General features: G+C 44.3%; 18 protein-coding genes. 5 read left to right on the plus strand and 13 right to left on the minus strand.

Translation table 11 applies throughout. The annotated features are described in order from the left end of the window. Nucleotides 1–200 precede the first annotated feature (200 nt). The 4 genes from GK047_RS16925 to uxaC all read right to left on the minus strand — a co-directional run bounded on the left by GK047_RS16925 (nt 201) and on the right by uxaC (nt 3,235). Nucleotides 201–629: a PH domain-containing protein gene (locus GK047_RS16925; protein ID WP_163949102.1), complete on the minus strand. Its 429-nt coding sequence runs from the start codon at nt 627–629 to the stop codon at nt 201–203. An 89-nt stretch (nt 630–718) separates the two neighbouring features. Next, on the minus strand, nt 719–901 hold the full coding sequence (locus tag GK047_RS16930; RefSeq protein WP_163949103.1) for a DUF3934 family protein: 183 nt from the start codon (nt 899–901) through the stop codon (nt 719–721). Between the two features lie 199 nt (nt 902–1,100). Continuing rightward, complete coding sequence (locus GK047_RS16935; protein WP_163949107.1) at nt 1,101–1,718, minus strand: SLOG family protein; 618 nt, start codon at nt 1,716–1,718, stop codon at nt 1,101–1,103. Nucleotides 1,719–1,834: 116 nt separating this feature from the next. After that, nucleotides 1,835–3,235: a glucuronate isomerase gene (gene uxaC / locus GK047_RS16940; protein ID WP_163949142.1), complete on the minus strand. Its 1,401-nt coding sequence runs from the start codon at nt 3,233–3,235 to the stop codon at nt 1,835–1,837. A 306-nt stretch (nt 3,236–3,541) separates the two neighbouring features. Here uxaC and GK047_RS16945 point away from each other — a divergent pair, with 306 nt between their 5' ends. Beyond that, nucleotides 3,542–5,296 (plus strand): methyl-accepting chemotaxis protein, encoded by a 1,755-nt coding sequence (locus GK047_RS16945; RefSeq protein ID WP_163949145.1) that lies wholly within the window; start codon nt 3,542–3,544, stop codon nt 5,294–5,296. 16 nt (nt 5,297–5,312) lie between these two features. Beyond that, the gene (locus GK047_RS16950; RefSeq protein WP_163949149.1) at nt 5,313–9,047 is read left to right on the plus strand and encodes a non-ribosomal peptide synthetase family protein; all 3,735 of its coding nucleotides are present in this window, start codon (nt 5,313–5,315) and stop codon (nt 9,045–9,047) included. 99 nt (nt 9,048–9,146) lie between these two features. Here GK047_RS16950 and GK047_RS16955 read toward each other — a convergent pair whose 3' ends face one another. After that, nucleotides 9,147–10,079 (minus strand): VanW family protein, encoded by a 933-nt coding sequence (locus GK047_RS16955; protein ID WP_163949152.1) that lies wholly within the window; start codon nt 10,077–10,079, stop codon nt 9,147–9,149. 181 nt (nt 10,080–10,260) lie between these two features. On the opposite strand from GK047_RS16955, the gene GK047_RS16960 reads away from it, so the two are divergent. Further along, nucleotides 10,261–10,644: a helix-turn-helix domain-containing protein gene (locus tag GK047_RS16960; RefSeq protein ID WP_163949155.1), complete on the plus strand. Its 384-nt coding sequence runs from the start codon at nt 10,261–10,263 to the stop codon at nt 10,642–10,644. Between the two features lie 329 nt (nt 10,645–10,973). After that, on the plus strand, nt 10,974–12,206 hold the full coding sequence (locus GK047_RS16965; RefSeq protein WP_163949158.1) for an aminopeptidase: 1,233 nt from the start codon (nt 10,974–10,976) through the stop codon (nt 12,204–12,206). Between the two features lie 47 nt (nt 12,207–12,253). Here GK047_RS16965 and GK047_RS16970 read toward each other — a convergent pair whose 3' ends face one another. The 3 genes from GK047_RS16970 to GK047_RS16980 form a co-directional block, all read right to left on the minus strand. Beyond that, nucleotides 12,254–12,634 carry a DoxX family protein gene (locus GK047_RS16970; protein ID WP_163949161.1) on the minus strand — a complete coding sequence of 127 codons (381 nt, stop codon included), beginning with the start codon at nt 12,632–12,634 and terminating at the stop codon, nt 12,254–12,256. Between the two features lie 262 nt (nt 12,635–12,896). Continuing rightward, the gene (locus GK047_RS16975; RefSeq protein WP_163949164.1) at nt 12,897–13,559 is read right to left on the minus strand and encodes a response regulator; all 663 of its coding nucleotides are present in this window, start codon (nt 13,557–13,559) and stop codon (nt 12,897–12,899) included. Next, on the minus strand, nt 13,559–14,590 hold the full coding sequence (locus GK047_RS16980) for a sensor histidine kinase (protein WP_240344007.1): 1,032 nt from the start codon (nt 14,588–14,590) through the stop codon (nt 13,559–13,561). The genes GK047_RS16975 and GK047_RS16980 overlap by 1 nt, the downstream gene beginning before the upstream one ends. 529 nt (nt 14,591–15,119) lie before the next feature. Between GK047_RS16980 and GK047_RS16985 the strand changes: the two genes are divergently transcribed. Further along, a complete protein-coding gene (locus GK047_RS16985; protein WP_346010354.1) occupies nt 15,120–15,995 on the plus strand; it encodes a DMT family transporter in 876 nt (291 codons plus the stop codon). A 188-nt stretch (nt 15,996–16,183) separates the two neighbouring features. On the opposite strand, the gene GK047_RS16990 is transcribed toward GK047_RS16985, so the two are convergent. The 5 genes from GK047_RS16990 to GK047_RS17010 form a co-directional block, all read right to left on the minus strand. Then, nucleotides 16,184–17,611: an aspartate ammonia-lyase gene (locus GK047_RS16990; RefSeq protein ID WP_163949624.1), complete on the minus strand. Its 1,428-nt coding sequence runs from the start codon at nt 17,609–17,611 to the stop codon at nt 16,184–16,186. Between the two features lie 136 nt (nt 17,612–17,747). Beyond that, nucleotides 17,748–18,347, minus strand: coding sequence for a carbohydrate-binding family 9-like protein (locus GK047_RS16995; protein ID WP_163949169.1), 600 nt, complete (start codon nt 18,345–18,347; stop codon nt 17,748–17,750). Between the two features lie 82 nt (nt 18,348–18,429). Further along, the gene (locus tag GK047_RS17000) at nt 18,430–18,873 is read right to left on the minus strand and encodes a DUF2663 family protein (RefSeq protein WP_163949172.1); all 444 of its coding nucleotides are present in this window, start codon (nt 18,871–18,873) and stop codon (nt 18,430–18,432) included. Between the two features lie 164 nt (nt 18,874–19,037). Next, a complete protein-coding gene (locus tag GK047_RS17005) occupies nt 19,038–21,062 on the minus strand; it encodes a fibronectin type III domain-containing protein (protein ID WP_275901685.1) in 2,025 nt (674 codons plus the stop codon). Nucleotides 21,063–21,340: 278 nt separating this feature from the next. Continuing rightward, nucleotides 21,341–21,592 carry a cold-inducible protein YdjO-related protein gene (locus tag GK047_RS17010; RefSeq protein ID WP_163949175.1) on the minus strand — a complete coding sequence of 84 codons (252 nt, stop codon included), beginning with the start codon at nt 21,590–21,592 and terminating at the stop codon, nt 21,341–21,343. Nucleotides 21,593–21,741 lie beyond the last annotated feature (149 nt).

Genomic DNA, 21,741 nt, shown 5'->3' on the forward strand with positions numbered 1-21,741 from the left:
CGAGCGTACAGTGCCCTTCTCTATTGTTATCTTCCATGCTTAATGTATACATCTTCCATTTGGATAAACAGCCAAAAAGTATAGGTAGAGGAATTCTTTATAAAATAAAAAACACGATTGCAAATGAGCTGCAATCGTGTTTTTTACTCGCAAGGATAACAAAAAAGCTTAGGAGCTGCTAGCATGCTCGCTTTAAACGCCTAGGCATTTAACCGTTTATGATTCTGATGAGCGAGAGTCAGCAGTGCTACATAAATAGGCTGGAGATTGAATTTTTTCCCGAACTCAAATTTATAGGACGCTGTATGAGGATCGGTTGTCTTGAAATAAGGTGATGTGATGTAATGAATCGTTATTTCGCTATCATCGAAGCCTGTTCCGGCTGTTTCCATCGTAACTTCATAGATGGCATCCAAATGAATGGAAGCAACCCTGGTCTTTCTCCCAGTAACGCCTTGATGATCAATGAGAATCAGCCGTTCATCCGTGATGATAAAAGTATCCCTCACCAGCTTAAAACCCGTTCGAATCTGCTCCTCGGCCATTAAATACTGTCCATACTGTTGGAACAGCTCTTGAACGGAAACCTCTGAATAGTTGCCAAACAACCCACTCAATAAATTAGCCATTTTCCACTCGCCCCTTTGGTCAAAATTCTTAATCCATCTTTATTCGAGATGCTTGCAGAATATCCTTCCATGGAGACAATCATGACACGCTACTTGTCGGATTTATCCCCTTTATTCGTACTGGCGCTCTTTGCACCATCCGCTTTTTTAACCCCTTTGCTTGTATAAGGTTTCGGGGAATTCTTTGCTCTGTTAGCGCTTGCCTTCCATCGGTTCCATCCCTTACTGTCTGTTCCTCTGCCCGTTCCGCCCTTGCCTTTAGCTTTACTCAAATGATCACTCCATTAGTGTTTGTATGTTAAAGTATGTGTCCTTGATAGTTTTGTCCAAATGGCCCGGTTGTTTAACCAAGCATGATGAACTATACAACATCGCATACAATATGTACAGGAAAAAGCTCAGGCCTTTGTTTGGCTTGAGCTTTTCCAATTTGCAAAATTAACGGCCTACCGCCCTGAGCGTCCTGCACGTCTAAATATCCATATAATCAAGTTCAACTCGTTCCGTTTGCTCGCTATACTCCTCTTGCTCTTCCCGTCCACTTTGCTCCTCAAGATCATCCTCGGCTATGTTTTGCAAATCAAGCGCGTTGATACTAAGGATTGGATAAATTTGCGTCGCAGCGATTTGCATCGCTTGCTTTTTCATAAATTTGGGCGATCCTTCGGTATCTTCATCATAGACAAGAAGTATGCCATCTGTATTTCGCAGCAGAAATTTGTCGCGTTCCTTGAATTGCCAAGGCCCTTCATATTTCGTTTTCGTTATACTGTTCACATAATCGACGCGTCCAATGACGCTGTTATAGATGTTCTTTTTATCATCGCTCCACTTTTCCTCTTGCTCCAGAAAGGGAGTGATAACAGCAATTTTAAGCTCTTTATGAATTTGCTTGAGTTCCAACGCCGCTTCTGCGGCCCAGAGCTCTACACCCCATTGACCGCTAACAATGACCCATTCCAAACCTTCATCTATAAGGGCATGGAGTTTCTTTTTAATCGCTTTTTTGATAATGGCAATGCCTGGATGCTTCAATGAGAATATGCCAAGCTCAGACGCTTTATAACCCGTTATTAAAACCCGTTTCAATGGGGGGTACACCACCTTGTTCACAGTCCGTTTCAGGTTAGCATACTTGGTTTCGTTTATAAAGTCTTAATTTCTATTTGAGCCCAGTGTTCACAGCGTATCACCAGCCTGATACGTTAAAATTTGAAATACGCCCTTGCATTGTTATAAGAGATTCCTTCAACAAGCTGCTCCAGCAGTTCCTCGTCGTTCGGGAATTCGCCCGCTTCCACCCATTCTCCGAACAAGTTACAGAGAATTCTGCGGAAGTACTCATGTCTAGTATAGGACAAGAAGCTTCTCGAATCGGTCAGCATGCCTACGAAACGCCCTAGCAAACCAAGGTTAGCTAACGTCTTCATCTGCTGGATCATGCCATCTCTTGTGTCATTGAACCACCATGCAGCTCCAAGCTGAATTTTGCCTGCGATACCATCTCCTTGGAAACTGCCCATGAGTGTGCCAAGAATATCGTTGTCACGAGGATTCAAGGAATACAGAATCGTTCTCGGCAGCGCATCGCCCAGGGCCAGAGAGGACAAAAGTCCTGTTAATGCGCTTGCCACCGGGCTATCATTCATGGAATCATAACCGGTATCGGGGCCTAACACACCGAACATCTTCCCATTATTGTTCCGGGAAGCGTTGATGTGGTACTGCATCGCCCAATCGAGCTTGTTATAAATGCCGCCTAAAAATAGCAAAGTGTACGTCTTATATTTTTTTTCTTCGTCCAAACTAACCGCATTGCCTTGCAAGGCAGATTGAAAAATCAGTTCAACTTCTTCCTTCGTTGTGACTGCGAAAGGCACATAATCCAAAGCGTGGTCAGAAACTTTGCAGCCTACCGAATCGAAAAAATTCGCACGGCTCTCCAGCGCAGTCAACAAATCCTCGTAACCACGAATGGTCAGACCCGAAGCTTGCTCTAGTTGGCCAATCCATGGAAGGAACGTAGCGCGATTGATTTCCAGCGCCTTGTCTGGTCGGAAGGACGGAAGCACTTGCGTATCAAAGCCTTCGATGTCTTTGATTTTAATATGATATTCAAGTGAATCTACCGGATCATCTGTTGTACAAATGACGGTAACTTTGGATTTCGTAATTAAATCTCTGGCGCGCAAATCGCCTTGTGCCAGCTTCGTATTCACCTTGTCCCAAATAACGGGCGCATTCTTTGCATTAATGACTTCATGAACATCAAAATACGTTTGCAGTTCCATATGGGACCAGTGATAAAGCGGATTGCCAATCGCCATTGGCAGCGTAGACGCCCAAGCAGCAAAACGGTCATAATCGCTTGCAGCGCCAGTGACGTTAATCTCCTCGACGCCATTTGCACGCATCATTCTCCACTTATAGTGGTCCCCGTACAACCAAGCTTCGGTTATAGTATTGAATTGTTTATTTTCATAAATTTCCTTCGGACTTAAATGGCAATGATAGTCAATAATCGGCAGATCCTTGGCAATCCCGTGAAACAAGCGAACAGCCGTATCATTCGTAAGCAAAAAATTTTCATCTAAGAATGTTTTCATGAAGCAAATTCCCACCTTTCTCAACTGCATGATCTGCTGTCTATTTTAGCCGAGTCCTATTCAAAAATCTTGTGATTTTTTGCTTTCCTTTTGTAAAATATGCAGATCTTGACCTTCATTCAATTCGCCAAATTTCGACAAACCATTTTGACATTATTTTTCATCTAATGTTATAATTTTCATTTATATCAGACTTGTCATAAATCGTTATAGAAATATCCAATTTTTAGGAAGTTGGGGTGGTAAATTAAGCATTTGAAGTACCCGTTAGACCTTGCTTTTAATAAACTTTTGGAGGTAATTTTTATGAAAAAAAGATCACGCATGTCGTTTTTCACAAAAAATCTATTGCTTTCCTCAGTAAACATTTTTTTGATTGGGATGCTATTAATCGTTTCTAGCTATTTTATTCAAAAGAGTATTCTCATCACCCAGCTCCAAAACCAAATAAAGACAGTAACTGAGGCGTGGGCTAAACAAATTGACACTGGACAAATCCAAAAAGCAATTGCTGAAAAAAGCTATAAAGGTCCAGTTCAAACTGAATTACGTACATTAATGGACTCTGTAAGTAAATATAATCCAAGTATCGCGCAAGCTTATGTATTCGGTACAGAGCTGCAGGATGGCAATAAAACTTCACTTATCGCAGTACCTACGCACCTCGTTGAACCGTTGGAGCAAGCCAAATTGAACATCGGCGATATGTATGAACAACCGAAAGTCGTTGTGAACACGGTTCAAAAGATGCTGGATACGAATGCGCCTGCTCTTTCTGACTATTACACAGACGATCTTGGCATTTGGACAACGATCACCTACCCAATCAAGGATGCCAGTGGCAAAACTTTTGCTTATTTCGCCGTAGATACGGATGCTCGCGCGATTCCTGATGGCTTGCATAAGCTGCTCATTAACGGTATTTCAATTCTCTTAGGATTTCTGGTCATCATCTTACTCATTCAATACTTCATTGTCCGTAAAACGCTGTCTCCGATTAAAGCATTGATTCACGGTATTGAAGAAGTAAGCAGCGGTAACCTTGATGTGCAAATCGCGGTCGGCAAGGACGATCTCGGTATTATTAATGAGAAATTTAACACCATGGTGCGAACAATCAATCACATGATGGTCAAAGTTCAGGAAATGTCTGTCCAAGTCGCAACGTCTGCCAAAGGACTCTATACTTCCTCGGAAGAGAACACGGAACATGTTGATAAAATAAACACGAATATGAAAAAGATCGCAAACAGTATCACCTATCAAGAGAAATCCAGCTCTGAGGGATCCCGGGCGATATCCGAAATGGCTACTGTCATTCAAACAATCGCATTCAGCTCTTCTACGCTTTCTGACGAGGCTAACCACGTTGAGAATAAATCTGCTGAAGGCGATTTAATGGTGAAAAAGATGGCTGATCAGATGCAGCTAATTACGGATTTTGTGAAAGAGACATCCGATACCGTTACTTTGCTCGACCGTCGTTCCCAAGAAATCGGAAATATTCTGGACATCATTACCGGCATTGCGAATCAAACGAATCTACTGGCCCTGAATGCGGCAATCGAAGCCTCCCGCGTTGGAGAGCATGGCAGAGGGTTTGCCGTTGTCGCTGGAGAAGTGCGCAAGTTAGCGGAACAATCCCAGCAATCGGCTAATCAAATATCTGCCTTAATTACAGAAATTCAAGGTGGCATTCATCAGGCTGCCCAATCTATGAGTCATGGCAATCTGGTTGTAACTGAGGGGATGACCATAGCCAAACAAACAGGTCATTTATTCACTGAAATTTTACATGCCACGAAAGAAGTTTCTGGACAAATTCAAGGAGTTTCCAGTGCGGCCCAAGAAATGTCTGCTGGAACCGAAGAGATTTCAGCTAGCGCAGATGAATTGAATCAAGCGGTCAGTCAAACGGCAGCAAGCGCGAACGAGATCACTCATTCTATTGAAGAGCAGAAGCATTATATGGAAACGATCGTAAATTCGTCTAATCAATTGTCTGCTACAGCGGACGAGCTGAAAGAATTAATGAAGCAATTCCGAGTCAAGAAAATATAACCTGGAGGGCCATACAATGACGCTATTTAAATCGCCCTCCCCTCTTTCTAATCAATCCGACACTCCTGTCCTTCAGATACCGTTTGATGGAAAGCGCGAATTCCGCACCTTCCAAGTGGACACTCTGCAGGTCTCGTTGGACGATACGCTGAACCAGAAGCTATTACAACGAGTTGGACATGACGGAGGGGCCATAGATCCTCTATCCTTGTTCCTAACTGTCTATGTGTCATGGATATATCGATTATCGGGGGAAAATGACATTCGGGTAGGCACTTCGGGCGGACTTCATTCCGCCTTGGTTCCTATCCAAGTATCCATGCAAGAAAATGATCAATTTCAAAAGCTTAGGCATGCTATTACCAAGCAGTTAGCCACTCCAATCCTGCCTGAGGATTCATTCATCGATACAATCTTTGTCGTAAATGAACAGGTCGAGATGAAGCAGCCATTCTTGCTAGGCTGGCATATCATCACCAGTGGAAATCAATGGAACCTTCAGGTTAGCTATGATAAATCCTTATGGAAAGAAACCACTATACAACGTTATATCCATATTTATAACAAACTACTAGAAGCTGCTTTAGATAATGAATATCTACCTATCGGAGCGGTCCCTATTTTATCGTATGACGAGATCGCACTGTACCAAAGCTTGAACGACACAGCCTTTGAATACCCTCGTAATCGAACGATGCACCAGCTATTTGAGGATATCGCACTGGCGCATGGAGAGCGACCCGCTCTTTCTTCATTGTCAGGGATATACAGCTACAAATCGCTCAATGAGAAAGCGAACCAAGTTGCCCGCCTCCTCCTGAATAAAGGGCTGCATAAGGGAGATTTTGTTGCTATTTTCATGGAGAGAAGCCTGGAAACAATCATTAGTATACTGGGTATTCTCAAGGCTGGCGGCGTGTATGTGCCTGTTGATCCTGAATATCCGCAAGAACGCATCAGCTACATGATGGAGGATACGAACTGCCGCTTTATGCTCACGAAAGCTCCTTATTTGGAAAAGTCTAATCAACTAGGCAGTGAATTACCTGCTACATTTGAGATTATGCTCGTGGATGAAGGACTCGATTGCTTGGAGAAGACCAATCCAGAGGTTGAGGTACAGCCTGAGGATCTTGCTTATATTATTTATACATCAGGTTCTACAGGTAAACCCAAGGGAACGCTGCTTGCTCATGAAGGAGTCGTCAATTTAGGCACCTTCATAAGGCACACCTTTCAGATTACCGAACATGATGTGTTGACCCAATTCGCAACTTTTAGTTTCGATGCCTCTGTCTGGGAAACGATTAGCGCTCTATTCAGCGGGGCTCATCTTGTCTTATTAGGAGCCGAAGAGCGTATCTCCGTTGAAGCCTTCGCTGATGCCGTTGAAAGAACGCGCGCTACAATTATTCCTGCCGTGCCTACCGTCTTCTTCAATCAACTGGCTATGCATCTCTCTGAAGAAGGCTACCGCAAACTGTCAACTGTGAAACAAATCATGACAGCAGGCGAAGCGCTTTATGGCGAACAGGTCCGTGCTTTTCAGCGCAAATGCAGCGAGCAAATCGACATCTATAACTTATACGGTCCCACAGAGTGCACGGTTGGAGCCACCTTTCATCGCGTGAGTGGACTCATTCCCGAGGAATTAACACATATTCCAATTGGTAAGCCCAATGGCAACTATCGTGTTTACATCGTGAATGAAGAGCAGCAGCTGTGTCCGATCCATGTTCCAGGTGAGCTGTACATCTCGACGATTGGCCTCGCTAAAGGCTATTTGAATCAGCCTGATAAAACAGCCAGCGCCTTCACCGCCAGTCCTTTTGCAGCGGATGAAAGGGTCTATCGAACTGGAGACATTGTGAAGCTGCTGGAAGACGGTACGATTGAGTATGTCACTCGGAGAGACTCCCAGATTAAAATCCGCGGTCATCGGATTGAGATTGGTGCCATTGAAGATAGCTTCGCGAAATTCCCGAACGTACATAGCGCCGCGGTCATCCCTAGAAAAGACAACAACGGCCAAAATATGCTGGTTGGTTACTTTACTTCCATGAATGGAAGTCGTATAGAGCCAACGGCCATCAAGAAGTTTTTGAACGAAAAGCTGCCTGCGTACTATGTACCGCGTTCAATTTGCCAATTAGAGACCATGCCACTTTCACCTACTGGCAAAATTGAGCGGAAGCTGCTGGCTACCTTTGAGCTAATCGAGGAACAGGAGCAGTTGTCTGCCTCTTATGCGGCATTGACCGAATTACAACAGCAAATTGCCGCTGCTTGGAAAGACGTTCTTGGCGTGCAATCCGCCAATGCTCAGGACGATTTCTTCCTCATCGGAGGAGACTCCCTTGATGTCATTCAGGTGCTTGTCCACTTGAAGCCCCTGTATCCGGCCTTAACAATTAATGATTTGTTTCAGTATAAAACGATGGAACAATTGGCCACACGTATGGAACAGGTATCTGAAGTCGCGGCAACGGCAACGATGCTTGACGCCAAGCTGGAAAAGCTGGATCATCAGCATGCAGCAATTAAAGTCCTTAACGAGCATCCCGTCATAGCGACAACAACAGCTTTCCAGAACCAAGCTGATACACCACCTGCTAATGTCCTTCTCACAGGCGCATCTGGCTATCTCGGCTCTCATATCCTGTATGAAGTCCTGATCCGCAGTCATGCACAGGTGCATGCGCTAGTGCGCAACACGTCTTCCCTGACAGGAATGGACAGACTTCAAGAGATCATGACGCACTACTTTGGCGAAGATGTGCTTACGCTTATGGAAGGACGCGTTCACGTGCTGGAAGGTAATTTGGAGCAGCCGCGCCTGGGCTTACAAGAAGCGGACTATACGAAGCTATCTCAGTGTGTCCAAGCCATCTTCCACGCTGCGGCTGACGTTCGGCATTTCGGGGACAATGACCAATTCGACAGAACGAATGTGCAAGGCACACGCCATCTCTTAGAGCTAGCCGAATCTCGAAAGGGCATTCGATTCCATCACGTTTCAACGATCAGTGTGCCTGAGGATCTCGCACATAGCGGGCATTGGGACGAAGTAGAATTGTCTGGGGAAATGCCTTCTGGGCTTCACCTTGCTAACGTATATAGCGACAGTAAGCTGCAAGCGGAGAAACTTGTGCTGGATTCCTCCAAAAGAGGGCTTGCCGTGACCTTATATCGTCCTGGCAATTTAACCTGCCATTCCGAAAACGGCCGCTTCCAACGCAATATTGACAGCAATTCTTTTTATCGCATGATCAAGGCGATGCTGCTGCTTGGCAAAGCGCCCAAAGCGAACTGGTACGTTGACTTTACGCCCATTGATTATGGGAGTAAAGCGATGGTGGAACTTGCTTTTCAACCCGAGACAATCGGTCAAGTGCTTCATATCTGCAATCCGAATCAAATCCTGTATACCGATTTGATTCAAATGATTAATGCTTGTGGTTACCCGGTGGAAACGATGGATTTCGCTTCGTATACCAAATGGCTGCTTGATCCGACTATACCTAAGGATCGAGCCGCTCTGCAATTAGCCATGGCCCAGCTGGAGGGCGATGGAGCCAAAGATTCGATCTATCAGTACGGGTGTCCGGCAACCTCAGCCTTCTTGGCCGGTACCTCAGTAAGCTGCAAGGAGATAGATTTAACTTTCATCCAATCCATGATCGCTTATGCGGTGAATATCGAATATTTCCCAAAACCTTCAAACGTCTCTAGTATGGCGACCCTGTTCTAAGCCGTCCTTGACTAAAGGTAGCGAGCCTCTTTCACATGTACCATGAAAGGGGCTCGCTGCCTTCATACTTTTCCAACTCCTACATGTCAGGCTTTGTGTTTAAGGGATTGGCTGCCCTACGTCCGTCCCTGCATGTATTTCCTCCGGCCATGTTTCGGAAACGCTTGGCACATGCCGCGGCTTATAGTTAATGACATCCGAGGAAGATATCGATACGTAGATCCTCCCTCTTAGGGCCGCTGCTCTGATTAAGATAGGCTGGTTATAGTTGTTCGTGAAGCTAAAGTCAGGTCCCCCCCAGTTCACGGTCGCATCCCGTCCTGGCGGAACATAAGGGACTGACCTGCTGTGGGAATAACGCTCAATCACCTGCAAGCCCGCTCGATCAACCGCATTAAAAAGGGTTGAAGAAATTTGACAAATCCCTCCACCGATCCCTTCCGAGTACTCACCGCGCACAATAACCTTTGCTTGCTTGTACCCTCTAGTCGCCGTTCTGATCCCAACAACTTCGTTAAAGGAAAACGTTTTGCCTGGTAAGACCACGTAATTATTAATAGCCCTAGCAGCCAAACCGATATTATGGAAGCGATTTTTGTTATTGGGATTAAAATAGGTCACATAATATCCAATGGGGTTTACACGGATATTGGCCAACATCTCACTATCTACGTTCGGATAAATTGCTAATTGCGGCACTTCAAATTGCAAAGGCCCTTGACCATAGTAATGATCGTAGAACTTCTTTTCAAAAGCTTGGCGATCCAGCTTCGCCCCCGTTATTTCACGGACAATATTGCCAGCATCGTTAATGGATGCATTGACTGGTTTTCGGTAAACCTTTTTTTCTATTTCGGTCATTAAACGGTCTAATTGATCAAGAGCGACAATCGGCACATCAATCAACTGAACTGAATATTGCGCTCGATCCATAGTTGCGATACGTTTCCCGCTTTCTTCGGTAATTATCGAATTGGGTAGTTCATTTTGTTGTAAGAAAAGAACCAAGCCTGCGATCCAACCATAATTCACGAATTCATACACCCCCACCCACTATTGTAAACAATTGAAAACATTCCATACTATGTAAATCAGGTTTCCTTAATCGATATTTGTAAAAAAATTCCTTGTATAAAAAGGTTGAACCCAAACCTGATTATTCTTATAATAGAAGGCTGATCGTCGTAAAGAGAATGGCAAGGAGTGGATAGATGTGCCACGTAAGCCTGATGGCATTAATCGTGTATATGTTCGTTGCCCTGCATGCAGATGGTATGGGAAACGCCCAGAAACAGCGCTAGGCAACTGCTTGCGTTGCGAGAAACCCGTTAAACCGCAGACTGAAGTACCTAAAGCTGCATATCCGATCGAAAGAACTCGCAGAATCTGGGATGTCAAAAACCCAGCCTTATACAATTTAATTGTATCGAATGGTCTTCGTCTTTCTGAGTTTGCTGAATTGATCGGTGTTTCCGTTAGAATGGTAGAGCGGTACGTTTATCAAGGATCTTATCCCAAAGAACCTGTACGGCAGCGTATGGCTGATCTCTTTGATTGCCCGCAAGAGCAATGCTTCCCTAGTGAAAATAACGAATAGTAGCGAGAAGAGCCCCGTTGTTATCTGGGCTCTTTTCGCTACTATTCGTCAACGGTAAAATAAATTTGACAGACGTAAGCGGACAGCGTTAAGTTAAACCTATACCTTTATAGGGGAAAGCCTTCGTTCAACACACCTTTAGAAAAACGAAGCAAGGCCATATTCAGCTCCTGATTGGGCTGGGCGTTAAGGCAGGTATCAGGGATATCCTACTCGCTAGCGGTCAAGTACAACCTAACGATACCATCTGGGTTGAACTGCCAACTGAGTCTCATCTACCGCTCGAACGCGTCTAATGAAGGTACACATCATAGAGGAGGAACGATAATATGAGTCTAGAAACTAATCTTGAGAAATATGCTGAACTTACGGTTCGCGTAGCTCTAAACATTCAACCTGGACAGACACTATGGATTAACGCCCCTATTCACTCCCCGCAGCTCGTTCGCTTAATTTCCCAAAAAGCGTACGAAGTCGGCGCTAAACACGTGAATATTGAATGGCAAGATGAGATATCCACACAAATTAAATATAAGTATGCACCCGCCGAAGCATTCAATGAATATCCCGCATGGCGAGCCCAAGCGCTTAATGATCTCGCTGCTTGCAATGGCGCTTACTTATTAATCGATTCCAGCGATCCTGAGCTGCTGAAGGATGTTGATCCTAGCCGTACGTCAGCATTTTCCAAAGCAGCGGGCCCTGCCTTAGTGAAGTGGAGAGAAAGCATGTCCGCCTACAAAATGACTTGGTCGATCATTGCAGCTCCTTCATCCACATGGGCCAAAAAAGTATTCCCTCACCTGGAGGAGGAAGCGGCTATTACCGCGTTGTGGGATGCCATCTTCCAAGCGTCACGTGTCGATCAAGACAACCCTGTACATACCTGGCATGCACATAATGATACCCTTCGCAACAAAAGAGAGCTGCTTAACGAGAAGCAATACCGGAAAATTCATTACCGCGCTCCTGGAACCGAGCTTACGGTGGAGCTCCCTGAGAATCATATTTGGCGCGGTGGCTCTGCAACGAATGGAACGGCCAATTTCGAATTTAACCCGAACATTCCGACAGAGGAAGTATTTATTTCTCCGCATAAGAACGGCACGCAGGGTACGGTGCGGAGCACGAAGCCATTAAGCTACCAAGGCAACCTGATTAACAACTTCACGATTACCTTTGAGCATGGAAAGGTTATTGATTACAAGGCTGAACAAGGCTATGAGGCCCTCAAAGCGATGATTGAAATAGATGAAGGCGCTCATTATTTAGGCGAGATTGCTCTCGTTCCGCATCATTCACCGATCTCAAACTCAAACCTTATCTTCTTTAATACCTTGTTTGATGAAAATGCGTCCAACCACTTGGCCTTAGGCCGCTCTTTCCCGACTTGTATAGAAAACGGGACGGATAAGTCCAAAGAAGAGTTGTCGCAAGCAGGATTGAACGATAGTCTCATCCATGTTGACTTTATGATCGGCTCTGCCGAAATGGATGTCGACGGTGAGCGAGCGGATGGCAGCATCGAACCTATTTTCCGAAATGGAAACTGGGCTCTATAGGAAAGTTAAAAAAGGACATGGAGTTTAATCCCACGTCCTTTTTTGCTTTAAATTTCTATTTGCATCCCTTTTTGCATTTTCCTCAGCATATAGTAAGAAAGCATAACAAACAAGAAGACTACGACCGATTTAATACTGCCCATTGGGTTTCCGACCGCATTTTCCGACCAAAATGCAGCAATACAATCAATAGCAAACCCGGCATATGCCCATTCTTTTAGCCTATAATTTTTCGGAACAAGAAGAACAATGATACCTATAAGTTTTGCTATTCCAAGCATAGTCAGAAAGTAGGCTGGGTAACCCAACAGCTGCGTAGTTTCTACTAATGTTTTTGGTGACCGAGCAATCTCATTGACGGCACTGAGTAAGAATCCTATGAGCGTACAAATAGTGATTACCCAATACGTAATTTTTATTTTTTTCATAATCGTAACTCCTCGTATCGTTTTTTGGAATTTGTCTAACTTCAATGATTTCCTAATCCTTTCGTGCTCGGTTAAATCTCACAGCTATTCGTTTATCTGTGCTCCGGCTATCCTCCCTTAATTTCTTACACTCTGATTCTATCAAGAACAGAACGTAAGCAAATCTGTGAAAAGTCATGTTTGCGCAAAGAAAAAGGCAGAACGTTTGATCGCTAAAGCATGATTAATCTCACGCTCTATGCCAAAAGTCATGCCCATTGAATTACATTTGATGGCGAACCGAAAATACGGCTGCTTGTGTTCGGTCTCTTAGCCCTAGCTTAGCTATGAGGTTCGAAACATGATTTTTCACTGTACCTTCCGTAATAACAAGAAAACCAGCAATCTCTTTATTATTTAATCCTTGGCCCAATAAAGCTAATACCTCTTTCTCACGCTCAGTCAGAAGCCCCAATCCTACTGGCTCAGTCCTACTTAGTGGATGGGCTTTATCCGGGTTCCATTCTGACATTTTTTTCAACTCGTTCATAAGTGTTACCGTTATATCTGGTTGAAGTACAGTGCCGCCATTGTATACCGTTTGAATCGCACTTACGATGGCCTCAGATGGCATGTCCTTCAACAAATAGCCATGCACGCCTTTTTCCAAAACTCGTAAAATTAACTCAGCGTCATCGAAGGTCGTTAGAATCAGCACTTTCGTTTCTGGTAAATGCTTGAGAATCAATTCAGCCCCTTCCACACCATCCATGCCCGGCATTCGGATATCCATCAACACAACGTCAGGTCGCCATTCAAGCGCTTTGGTATAGGCATCTCTTCCATCCACAGCCGTTCCTATCACTTCCATACCCGCTTCCAAGCCGATGATGGTCGCAAGCCCCTCTCTCATAAGCCGTTGATCGTCTACTACCAGGATTCTCACTAAATAGCACGCTCCATTTTCATTAAAGAATAAGGGAGTTGCACTTCGATAGCAAAACCCTTGCGATGATCCATGTAAACATGCACTTCCCCATGCAATTCTTCCACTCTTTCTTTCATATTAATGAGACCAAAGCCCGGCTTAAGTTCAACAGGAAGATCTCCGTCATTACGTATGCACAGAGAAAAGCCGTTCTCCGCATAGACTAGCCTGATTTTCACATTTTTCGCATGACCGTGTTTCTGAGCATTCGTAAGTGATTCCTGTACAATTCGATAGGCCGTTATTTGGAGATTGCCTGATAGTGCGACTGGAATCCCAATCGATTCAAAAACGGTTTGAACCTCAGTAAATTGGGTAAACTCCTCTGATAGCGTTGCAAGACTATCATTTAATGAAGCAGACTTAACCGGTTCATCCCGAATAGCCCTTACCGAGAGCCGGACCTCTTGCAATGACGATCTAATTAAATCTTCACATGCCAGATAGGTTTGTTCACTACGTAATGAATCCAATCCGCTTAGCTTGCGAGCCGCTTGCATTTGAATCAATAATGCCGTCAGTTTATGACCTACAGTATCATGAATATCCCGCGCAATACGCACTCTTTCCTTCGTTGCAGCCCACTCCTCCGTTTTGAGCGCATAGTCCTGTAGTCGTTCATGAGATTGCATCAATTGTGCATACAACTGCATGGTATCATTACGTGCGCGTTGATAATAATTGATTAAAGAGCTGACAATTCCTGCGAAAACAATAAAAGAACAGGAAATAAAATAACCAATTTCATCGAATTTTTTATATAATTGCCAATCAATGCTACCCATCGTAACAACATACACGACCAGTAACAGCAGGCATGTACCGATAAGCATTCGGGTATTTTTTAATAACATTAAAATCGCCAAGGCTGTAATTCCAATGAATAAATGATTCGGGAATTTCCCGCCAATATAAACATAACCATAGGAAGCGGATACCAAGAAATCGATGATAAGGATGGGAAAAAGCCAAGTCTGTTTTTTTTTCATCTTAAGGTAAAATAAATTAATCAAAAGGAACACCATCATTGAAATGACGACAAAACTTAATCTCCAAAAAATAGTCATCGAATTTTCAAAATAAAAAACACCTGTTAAAGCTAAATCAAAGATTAGTTTTAACCCGAACAATACTCGCCATGAAAGAGGGCTCTTTCTTATTCGATCCGTTTCTTGAATCATCCTTTCTTACTCACCTCACCATTTGTGATTCCTATTAAAGCGATTATAGCATACAACGCATTAGAAACATTTGGTGTTAATTTCAGACTAGACGATGTACCATTTCACCCATCTTTATTAATAAAATATCCCCCACTAGCCAGTGGCCAGCAGGGGAATATGTATGTAAACTCACAAAACAGCCATCATCGGCGATCCGCCCGCCATCCCTTCAGTACACCATCGAATCCATCGTATATAAATAAATACTCTGTAACCTTTTTGTGCCTACTTCCCAATCGCTCCTCAACTCGTTATGATGAAGATTGTCGAATAAAAACGAAACGAGGAATACAAGGTGAATTCTTTTCCATCAATTAAAACAATTAGTCTTACGATTCTGCTCATCTTGATTTGGGCCTTCTCTTGGCCGATTTATAAACTAGCTCTCCCCTACACACCACCGCTACTGTTTGCGGGCTTGCGAACTTTGTTAGGAGGGCTATTGCTTACTCTCTTTCTACTAAAGCAGTGGAGACTGATTCGTTGGCGTGAAAATAAATTCATTTACATCGTCTCCTCTGTACTCAACGTGATTTTATTTTATGGCTTACAAACGGTAGGTCTCCAGTACTTACCATCTGGCTTATTCTCGGTAATCGTCTACCTGCAGCCTGTCCTTATCGGCATTATGGCTTGGTTATGGCTTGGAGAATCCATGTCGTTGATCAAAATCATAGGGCTGCTGATCGGGTTTATCGGTGTCATTACGGTGAGTTCCGGAGCGTTGTCGGGGCACATATCGATTATCGGTATCGTCATAGCCTTAGTAACGTCGTTAAGTTGGGCTACGGGTACGGTCGTCGTGAAGAAAATAGGAACGAATACGAATCGGATGTGGCTTGTAGCCTTTCAATGTTTGATCGGAGGGTTCGTATTGTCAGGGGCAGGGCTGCTCACGGAGCAATCCTCACATATAGTTTGGAGTAACCCCCTATATTTGACCGGATTAATCTATGGGGCCATCGTAGGTATTCCCTTATCATGGATTATTTACTATAAGCTTATGAACGCAGGTGAAGTAAGCAAAGTCGCTTCCAGTACATTTCTAGTTCCGCTGCTTGCCGTCTTTATCGGTACGCTCGTTCTCCATGAGCCGTTTACATACGCCCTTCTTGTAGGACTCCTGTTCATTGCGGCTAGTATTTACCTGGTGAATCGTTCTGCCGCATGAATGCAATCGCTCGGAAACACATTTCCGAATTTGTGGATTTCTTGCCGAACGTAATGGCCCTGTTCACTGCTAAAACTATGTGCATGGGTAGGTTATATGAACTCCTATGAAGATTACTTCCTTCTCTAGAACAAAGAACATCCCCTTCCATCATGTAGATGAAAAGGGATGTTCTTTGTTCTAGCTTATTATTCGGTCGGCAGCAGTAATCTTTCGCCGGCAATACCCGGTGTGGTCATCTGAATCGGATCCAGGATTTCCTCGATTTCCTCAGGCGTCAGAAGCTGTTTCTCTAGGATCAGCTCTTTTAACGACAATCCCGTACGAATCGCTTCTTTCACTAATTGAGCAGCTACTTCATAGCCTAAGTGCGGGTTCAAAGCTGTTACAATTCCGAAACTTTGTTCAACATAAGTTCTGCAACGCTCCCGATCCGCTTCCATGCCCTCTACCGCGAATCGTTCGAACACCTCAGCAGCGTTACGCATGATTTTCAAGGATTGCAATAAATTGAAAGCGATTACGGGACCCATTACATTAAGCTCGAATTGTCCTGCTTCACAAGCCAAACAGATGGTATGATCGTTGCCAATCACTTGAAACGCCACTTGATTAACGACTTCAGCCATAACCGGGTTCACTTTACCTGGCATGATCGATGAACCTGGCTGCCTTGGCGGAAGCTTAATTTCGCCTAATCCTACTTTCGGGCCGGAAGCCATCAAGCGAATATCATTGCAAATTTTCGATAAATTAACCGCACAAACCTTTAATGCAGCAGAGAGCTCGGTATAAGCATCCATGTTTTGTGTAGCATCGACAAGATGCTCAGCCAGTTCAATCGGAAGCTCTGTTTGCTCTTTCAAATGCAGCATGACGCTTTCAACGTAAGCCGGACTGGCATTAAGGCCTGTGCCTACTGCGGTTGCTCCCATATTAATAGTAAGCAGTCCCTCGGAAGCTTGTGTAATCCGTTTAATATCCCGCTGAATCACACGCGCATAAGCTCCGAATTCTTGCCCCATGCGAATAGGCACTGCATCCTGCAAATGCGTTCTTCCCATTTTGATCACATCATCAAATTCGATCTCTTTACGCGCAAATGCAGATTGAAGCGTTTTCATAGCTGCAAGCAGTTGATCAGCCAAACGAAAAGCAGCTATCTTAACGGCCGTTGGGATGACATCATTCGTAGACTGCGACATATTCACGTGATTATTCGGGTTGCAATGGAAATAATTGCCCTTCTCTTGGGACATCAGCTCTAGCGTACGATTCGCTAACACTTCATTCATATTCATATTGATGGAGGTTCCTGCACCGCCCTGAATAGAATCTACGATAAACTGGTCTACTAATCGTCCTTGCCTTACTTCCTCAGCCGCCGCAACGAGCTGCTCGCCAATTCTTCTTGGCAGCATGTGTGTGTCCATATTCGCCAACGCGCACGCTTTTTTCACTTCAGCCAAAGCTGTTATGAGCTCTGTATGTATAGTTACGCCAGTGATCGGAAAATTCTCAATCGCACGTATCGTCTGAATACCATAATACGCTTCCGAAGGAACCTGTTTTTCACCCAAAAAATCTTTCTCGATCCGATAACTCATCAAACGCACCATCCTTTTACTTGTCATCTGCTCGACATGACGCAGGAGATACAGCCTCTTACTCGCCGTTCATCGAATCAATTCGCTATGTGATGCTGCGTCTCCTGCTCACTTCGATCATAATTATCCAATGGTCAATATATTGTCATTTTTGAAAAAAAATCCGACCAAACTGCTGTGGAATATGGAAATTTACCTTCCCTGTCGGAGACCATGCCCAGTAGTGCCGATTCCCTTGCTCATCATCGTCAATTCGATAAAGATTCCAATTCCACGTCGTACCGGATTCCGGCGTCACACCCAAATCTGCGAAGGGAATATGCAGCTCATACATCCTCCATCCCTCCGTATCGGTGGATATCTTCGTAACCAAACCAGGGGCATGCCATGAGGTATCCACTGTTTTGGCGCCAGCCAAATCATTATGGACTAACGCATCGAATACGACATTACGAGGGCTCACTTCAAGCTCATAATAAACGCGGCCTGTTCCGCTTGTGTCGATAAAAGCTTCCACGACATCTTCTAAAAAAATAGGATCATCATGCTGCTCCATCGTCGCCACCACATGATCATCCTCACATTCAAAACGGATCAACAAAGCCATCTGCGTCCAGCACGCGCGAACGCGGGTCATTAAACGCGGGCTTTCTCCTGTTACCACTTCGCGCAAAGAAACAGCTTCGATCTCTTCCCATCGAGGATTTACATTGTCGCTGTCAACAAATCGGCATTCATAACGCATGCGTTCTCCTCCTTTACCTACGCTTGTAATCATACTGAAAACCCCGTAAAAAGTAAAAACTCCCCTAAGGGAGCTGTATCCTTCAATTTTTGTAAACCAGATTAATATCGTGCTTCACTTTCATAAGACTGGACACTTGATCCCTTGTTTGGGAGTCGCTGTTGATTAAGCAGGAATGATCAAGCTTATCGATCGTTTCAACACGAAGATTTTCATATTTTTTTTTAGCTGTTTCAATTTTGCTCATTACGTTCCGCATCATCATCACGAACGTGATGCAGCCTAATAAGGAGAATACCATGTATCGATTGGCTAGCAGCATATCTAGCATCGCCATCACATTACCGCCTGAACTTATAAGGATTGTCCGATAAAAGATGAGGGTGAAGTATACACATAAACATGCCGCCACCATCACATAAATAGGCAGTGAGCTTCTGAGCTTATCCAACTTAATCTTGCGCTCCTGCAATTCATCGAGCATTTTACTTGTATCCTCTGACAGATTGAGTTCCGACCATTTCATTGGACATTCCCCCCTTTTCTACCCATCCTATGCACTGAGCTATACAAACAGAATCGTTACTATACATACCTCCAGTAAAAAATGAAAAAACTGCCGAGACGCGAAGTCTCGACAGTTTGTACACACAGCTTCCTCTACACGAGGATATCGTCATCTCTCACTTCTTAAGGCAAGTTGACTAAGAACGGTTTTACCGTATTAGCAAAATTATAGTTGCTAGTCGCATCCCAGTTAATTGACCATGTCATTGCGCCGCGAATCGTCGGATACTTCGCCACTGGCTTATAGCTTCCGCAGCTGTTGCCATTTGCCAAGCAATCCAATGCATTATTCACTACAGCAGGGGACACATACCCACCGCCCGCAGCTGATGGGACCGCTGGAACGCCAAGCCCAAGCTTGTTCGCTGGAACCCATTGAAGAATAAGGTCGGTCAATGCGGTTAAGAAGTTAACCGTACCTTGCGAATAACACTGACCATCCCGACCAAGCATGCATCCAGAATTATAGTACTGAGTATTAATAACCGTAATAATGTCGCTCAGGTTCGTATACAACTGCATATAGCTCGTATTCTGACTTTGCATGTCGATCGTTTGCGGTGCCATCGTTAAGATGAAACCAGACCCCACGCTTTGTTGAATTTGGCGAATAGCCGTTGTTAAATTCGGAACGTTCATTCCGTTCTCCAGATCGATATCAATCCCATCGAATCCGAATTCATTAATCAAACCTAGCATACTGCTTACAAAGTTACTCACATTCGGAGAAGCGCTGCCTAGATTGATGTTGCCATTTTGCCCGCCAACAGAAAGAATGACCTTCTTGCCTTGTGCATGCTTAGCTTGAATGTCGCTAATGAGATTAGCATTCGTGTAACCGCCCAGTGCCGTAGACAACGCCGAATCTACGCTGAACACGACTCCGCCTGGCTTCGTAACGTCCATATCTGCAAACGCCACCGCAATGATGTCATATTGACTTGGTACAGCGCTAAGCTTAATATTGCTTGAATTATTAATGAAATTATGCCAATATCCTGTCAGTATATGTGCCGGCAGTTGACCGCCGCCGCCGCTTTGCGTGGTTCCGTTCACGGATGCGCTTGCTGCCGAGATATTGCCCGCAGCGTCTTTCGCTTTGACCGTGAAAGCGTAGGTTGTGCTTGCTGCAAGTCCTGTAACCGTAGCAGAAGTACCCGTCACGGAAACAGCTAACGTTCCTCCTTTGTATACGTCATACCCTGTTACGCCTACATTATCTGTTGATGCGCTCCAAGATAAGGACACGCTAGAGGCAGTAGTTGCAGTTACGCTTACATTTGTTGGTATAGTTGGCGCTTGTGTATCTGCTATTGTATTCGTCGTACCGTTAACAGAGTTGCTAGCCGCTGATACGTTACCAGCCGCATCCTTCGCTTTAACTGTGAAAGCGTAAGTCGTTCCTGCACTTAAACCTGAGTTGGTATAAGCTAACGTAGTGCCGGAAACACTTCCCGCTAAGGTCGTACCGCGATATATGTCATATCCGGTTACAGCGACATTATCCGTAGCTGCCGTCCAAGACAAAGAAATACTCGATGCGGTGGTCCCAATCACCTGAAGCCCGCTAGGCGCAGTAGGCGCTTGCGTATCGCCGCCTGCTGTATTAGTTGTCGCGCTAACGGAGTTGCTAGCCGCCGATACGTTACCAGCCGCATCCTTCGCTTTAACTGTGAAGGCGTAGGTCGTGCCAGCAGTTAAACCTGAATTGTTATAAGTTAGCGTAGTACCGGAGACACTTCCCACTAAGGTCGAACCGCGATATACGTCATATCCGATTACAGCAACATTATCTGTGGCTGCAGTCCAGGACAAGGAGATGCTTGATACTGTGGTTCCAGTCACCTGAAGGCCGCTAGGCGCAGTAGGCGCTTGCGTATCGCCGCTACTTGCGATAGGTTGCCATAATGCAGCCACGACGGGAGGTTCCCATCCTGCCAAAGATGTATGTCCTTGTAAGCACTTATATTGGCTGCTGCCATAAGTAACGGTATCATTTGTCGCATAAGCAACATTAGGTGCCCATACCCCTCGGTCAGCGGCTGCTGCCATCATCGGAATTAATGCAACAAACATAACCGCAATAAGTAGAATTGAAAACGCTTTCTTTAATAAAAACGATTGACCACTCGAAGCACTTTTCATCATAATCCTCCTTTAATTTCATTCTTCGGCTACTTCGTTCAATGCTACAGCATGTCCCCCCTTACGAAATAACGTCGCATTATGACCAAAACCAACGAAGTTTCAGTAATTAAATTTAACCATGAAAGGGCGCTTGAGAGTAGGGACAAATTCATATTCATGGGGAATAAATTTATATTTCGTTCTTATCATTGATTTAATGGATAAAACAAAAAAAGCCAAAGTTCGTCTCATCGAGTTCTTGAGACTTCCTTTGGTTTTCCATAATTTCGAAACGGCTTCTAGAACCGTCTTTTACCCATCAGGAACTTCTTATTGCCTTTTTTAGCCGTAACAGGCACATGCTTGTAGCTGCGAACCATCGAATTTTTGCATAATGGACAAGTTGGTAAAGCTTCCGTAACGAATTCTTTGCGAACCCATGCTTTACAATCTGTCGCTTTACATTTCCAAATTTCTATCTGTTCTACTTCTTGCTTCGGTTCTTCTGCAGTGTCGGGTGCTGTCTTTCGTATCGTTGTTGATGTAGGCATTTCAATAAGTTCTCCCTGTTCGTTTAATTAGACTACTTATTATTATACAGATCGAAAACAATATCAAGTCTTTAGGATGTTCAATTTTAATTACCAGTGGTAAAATGGAAATAGCATTTACAAATTAGACACAGATACAAAGGTAGGAA

This window comes from Paenibacillus sp. SYP-B3998 (assembly GCF_010820665.1).
GTDB lineage: Bacteria > Bacillota > Bacilli > Paenibacillales > NBRC-103111 > Paenibacillus_E.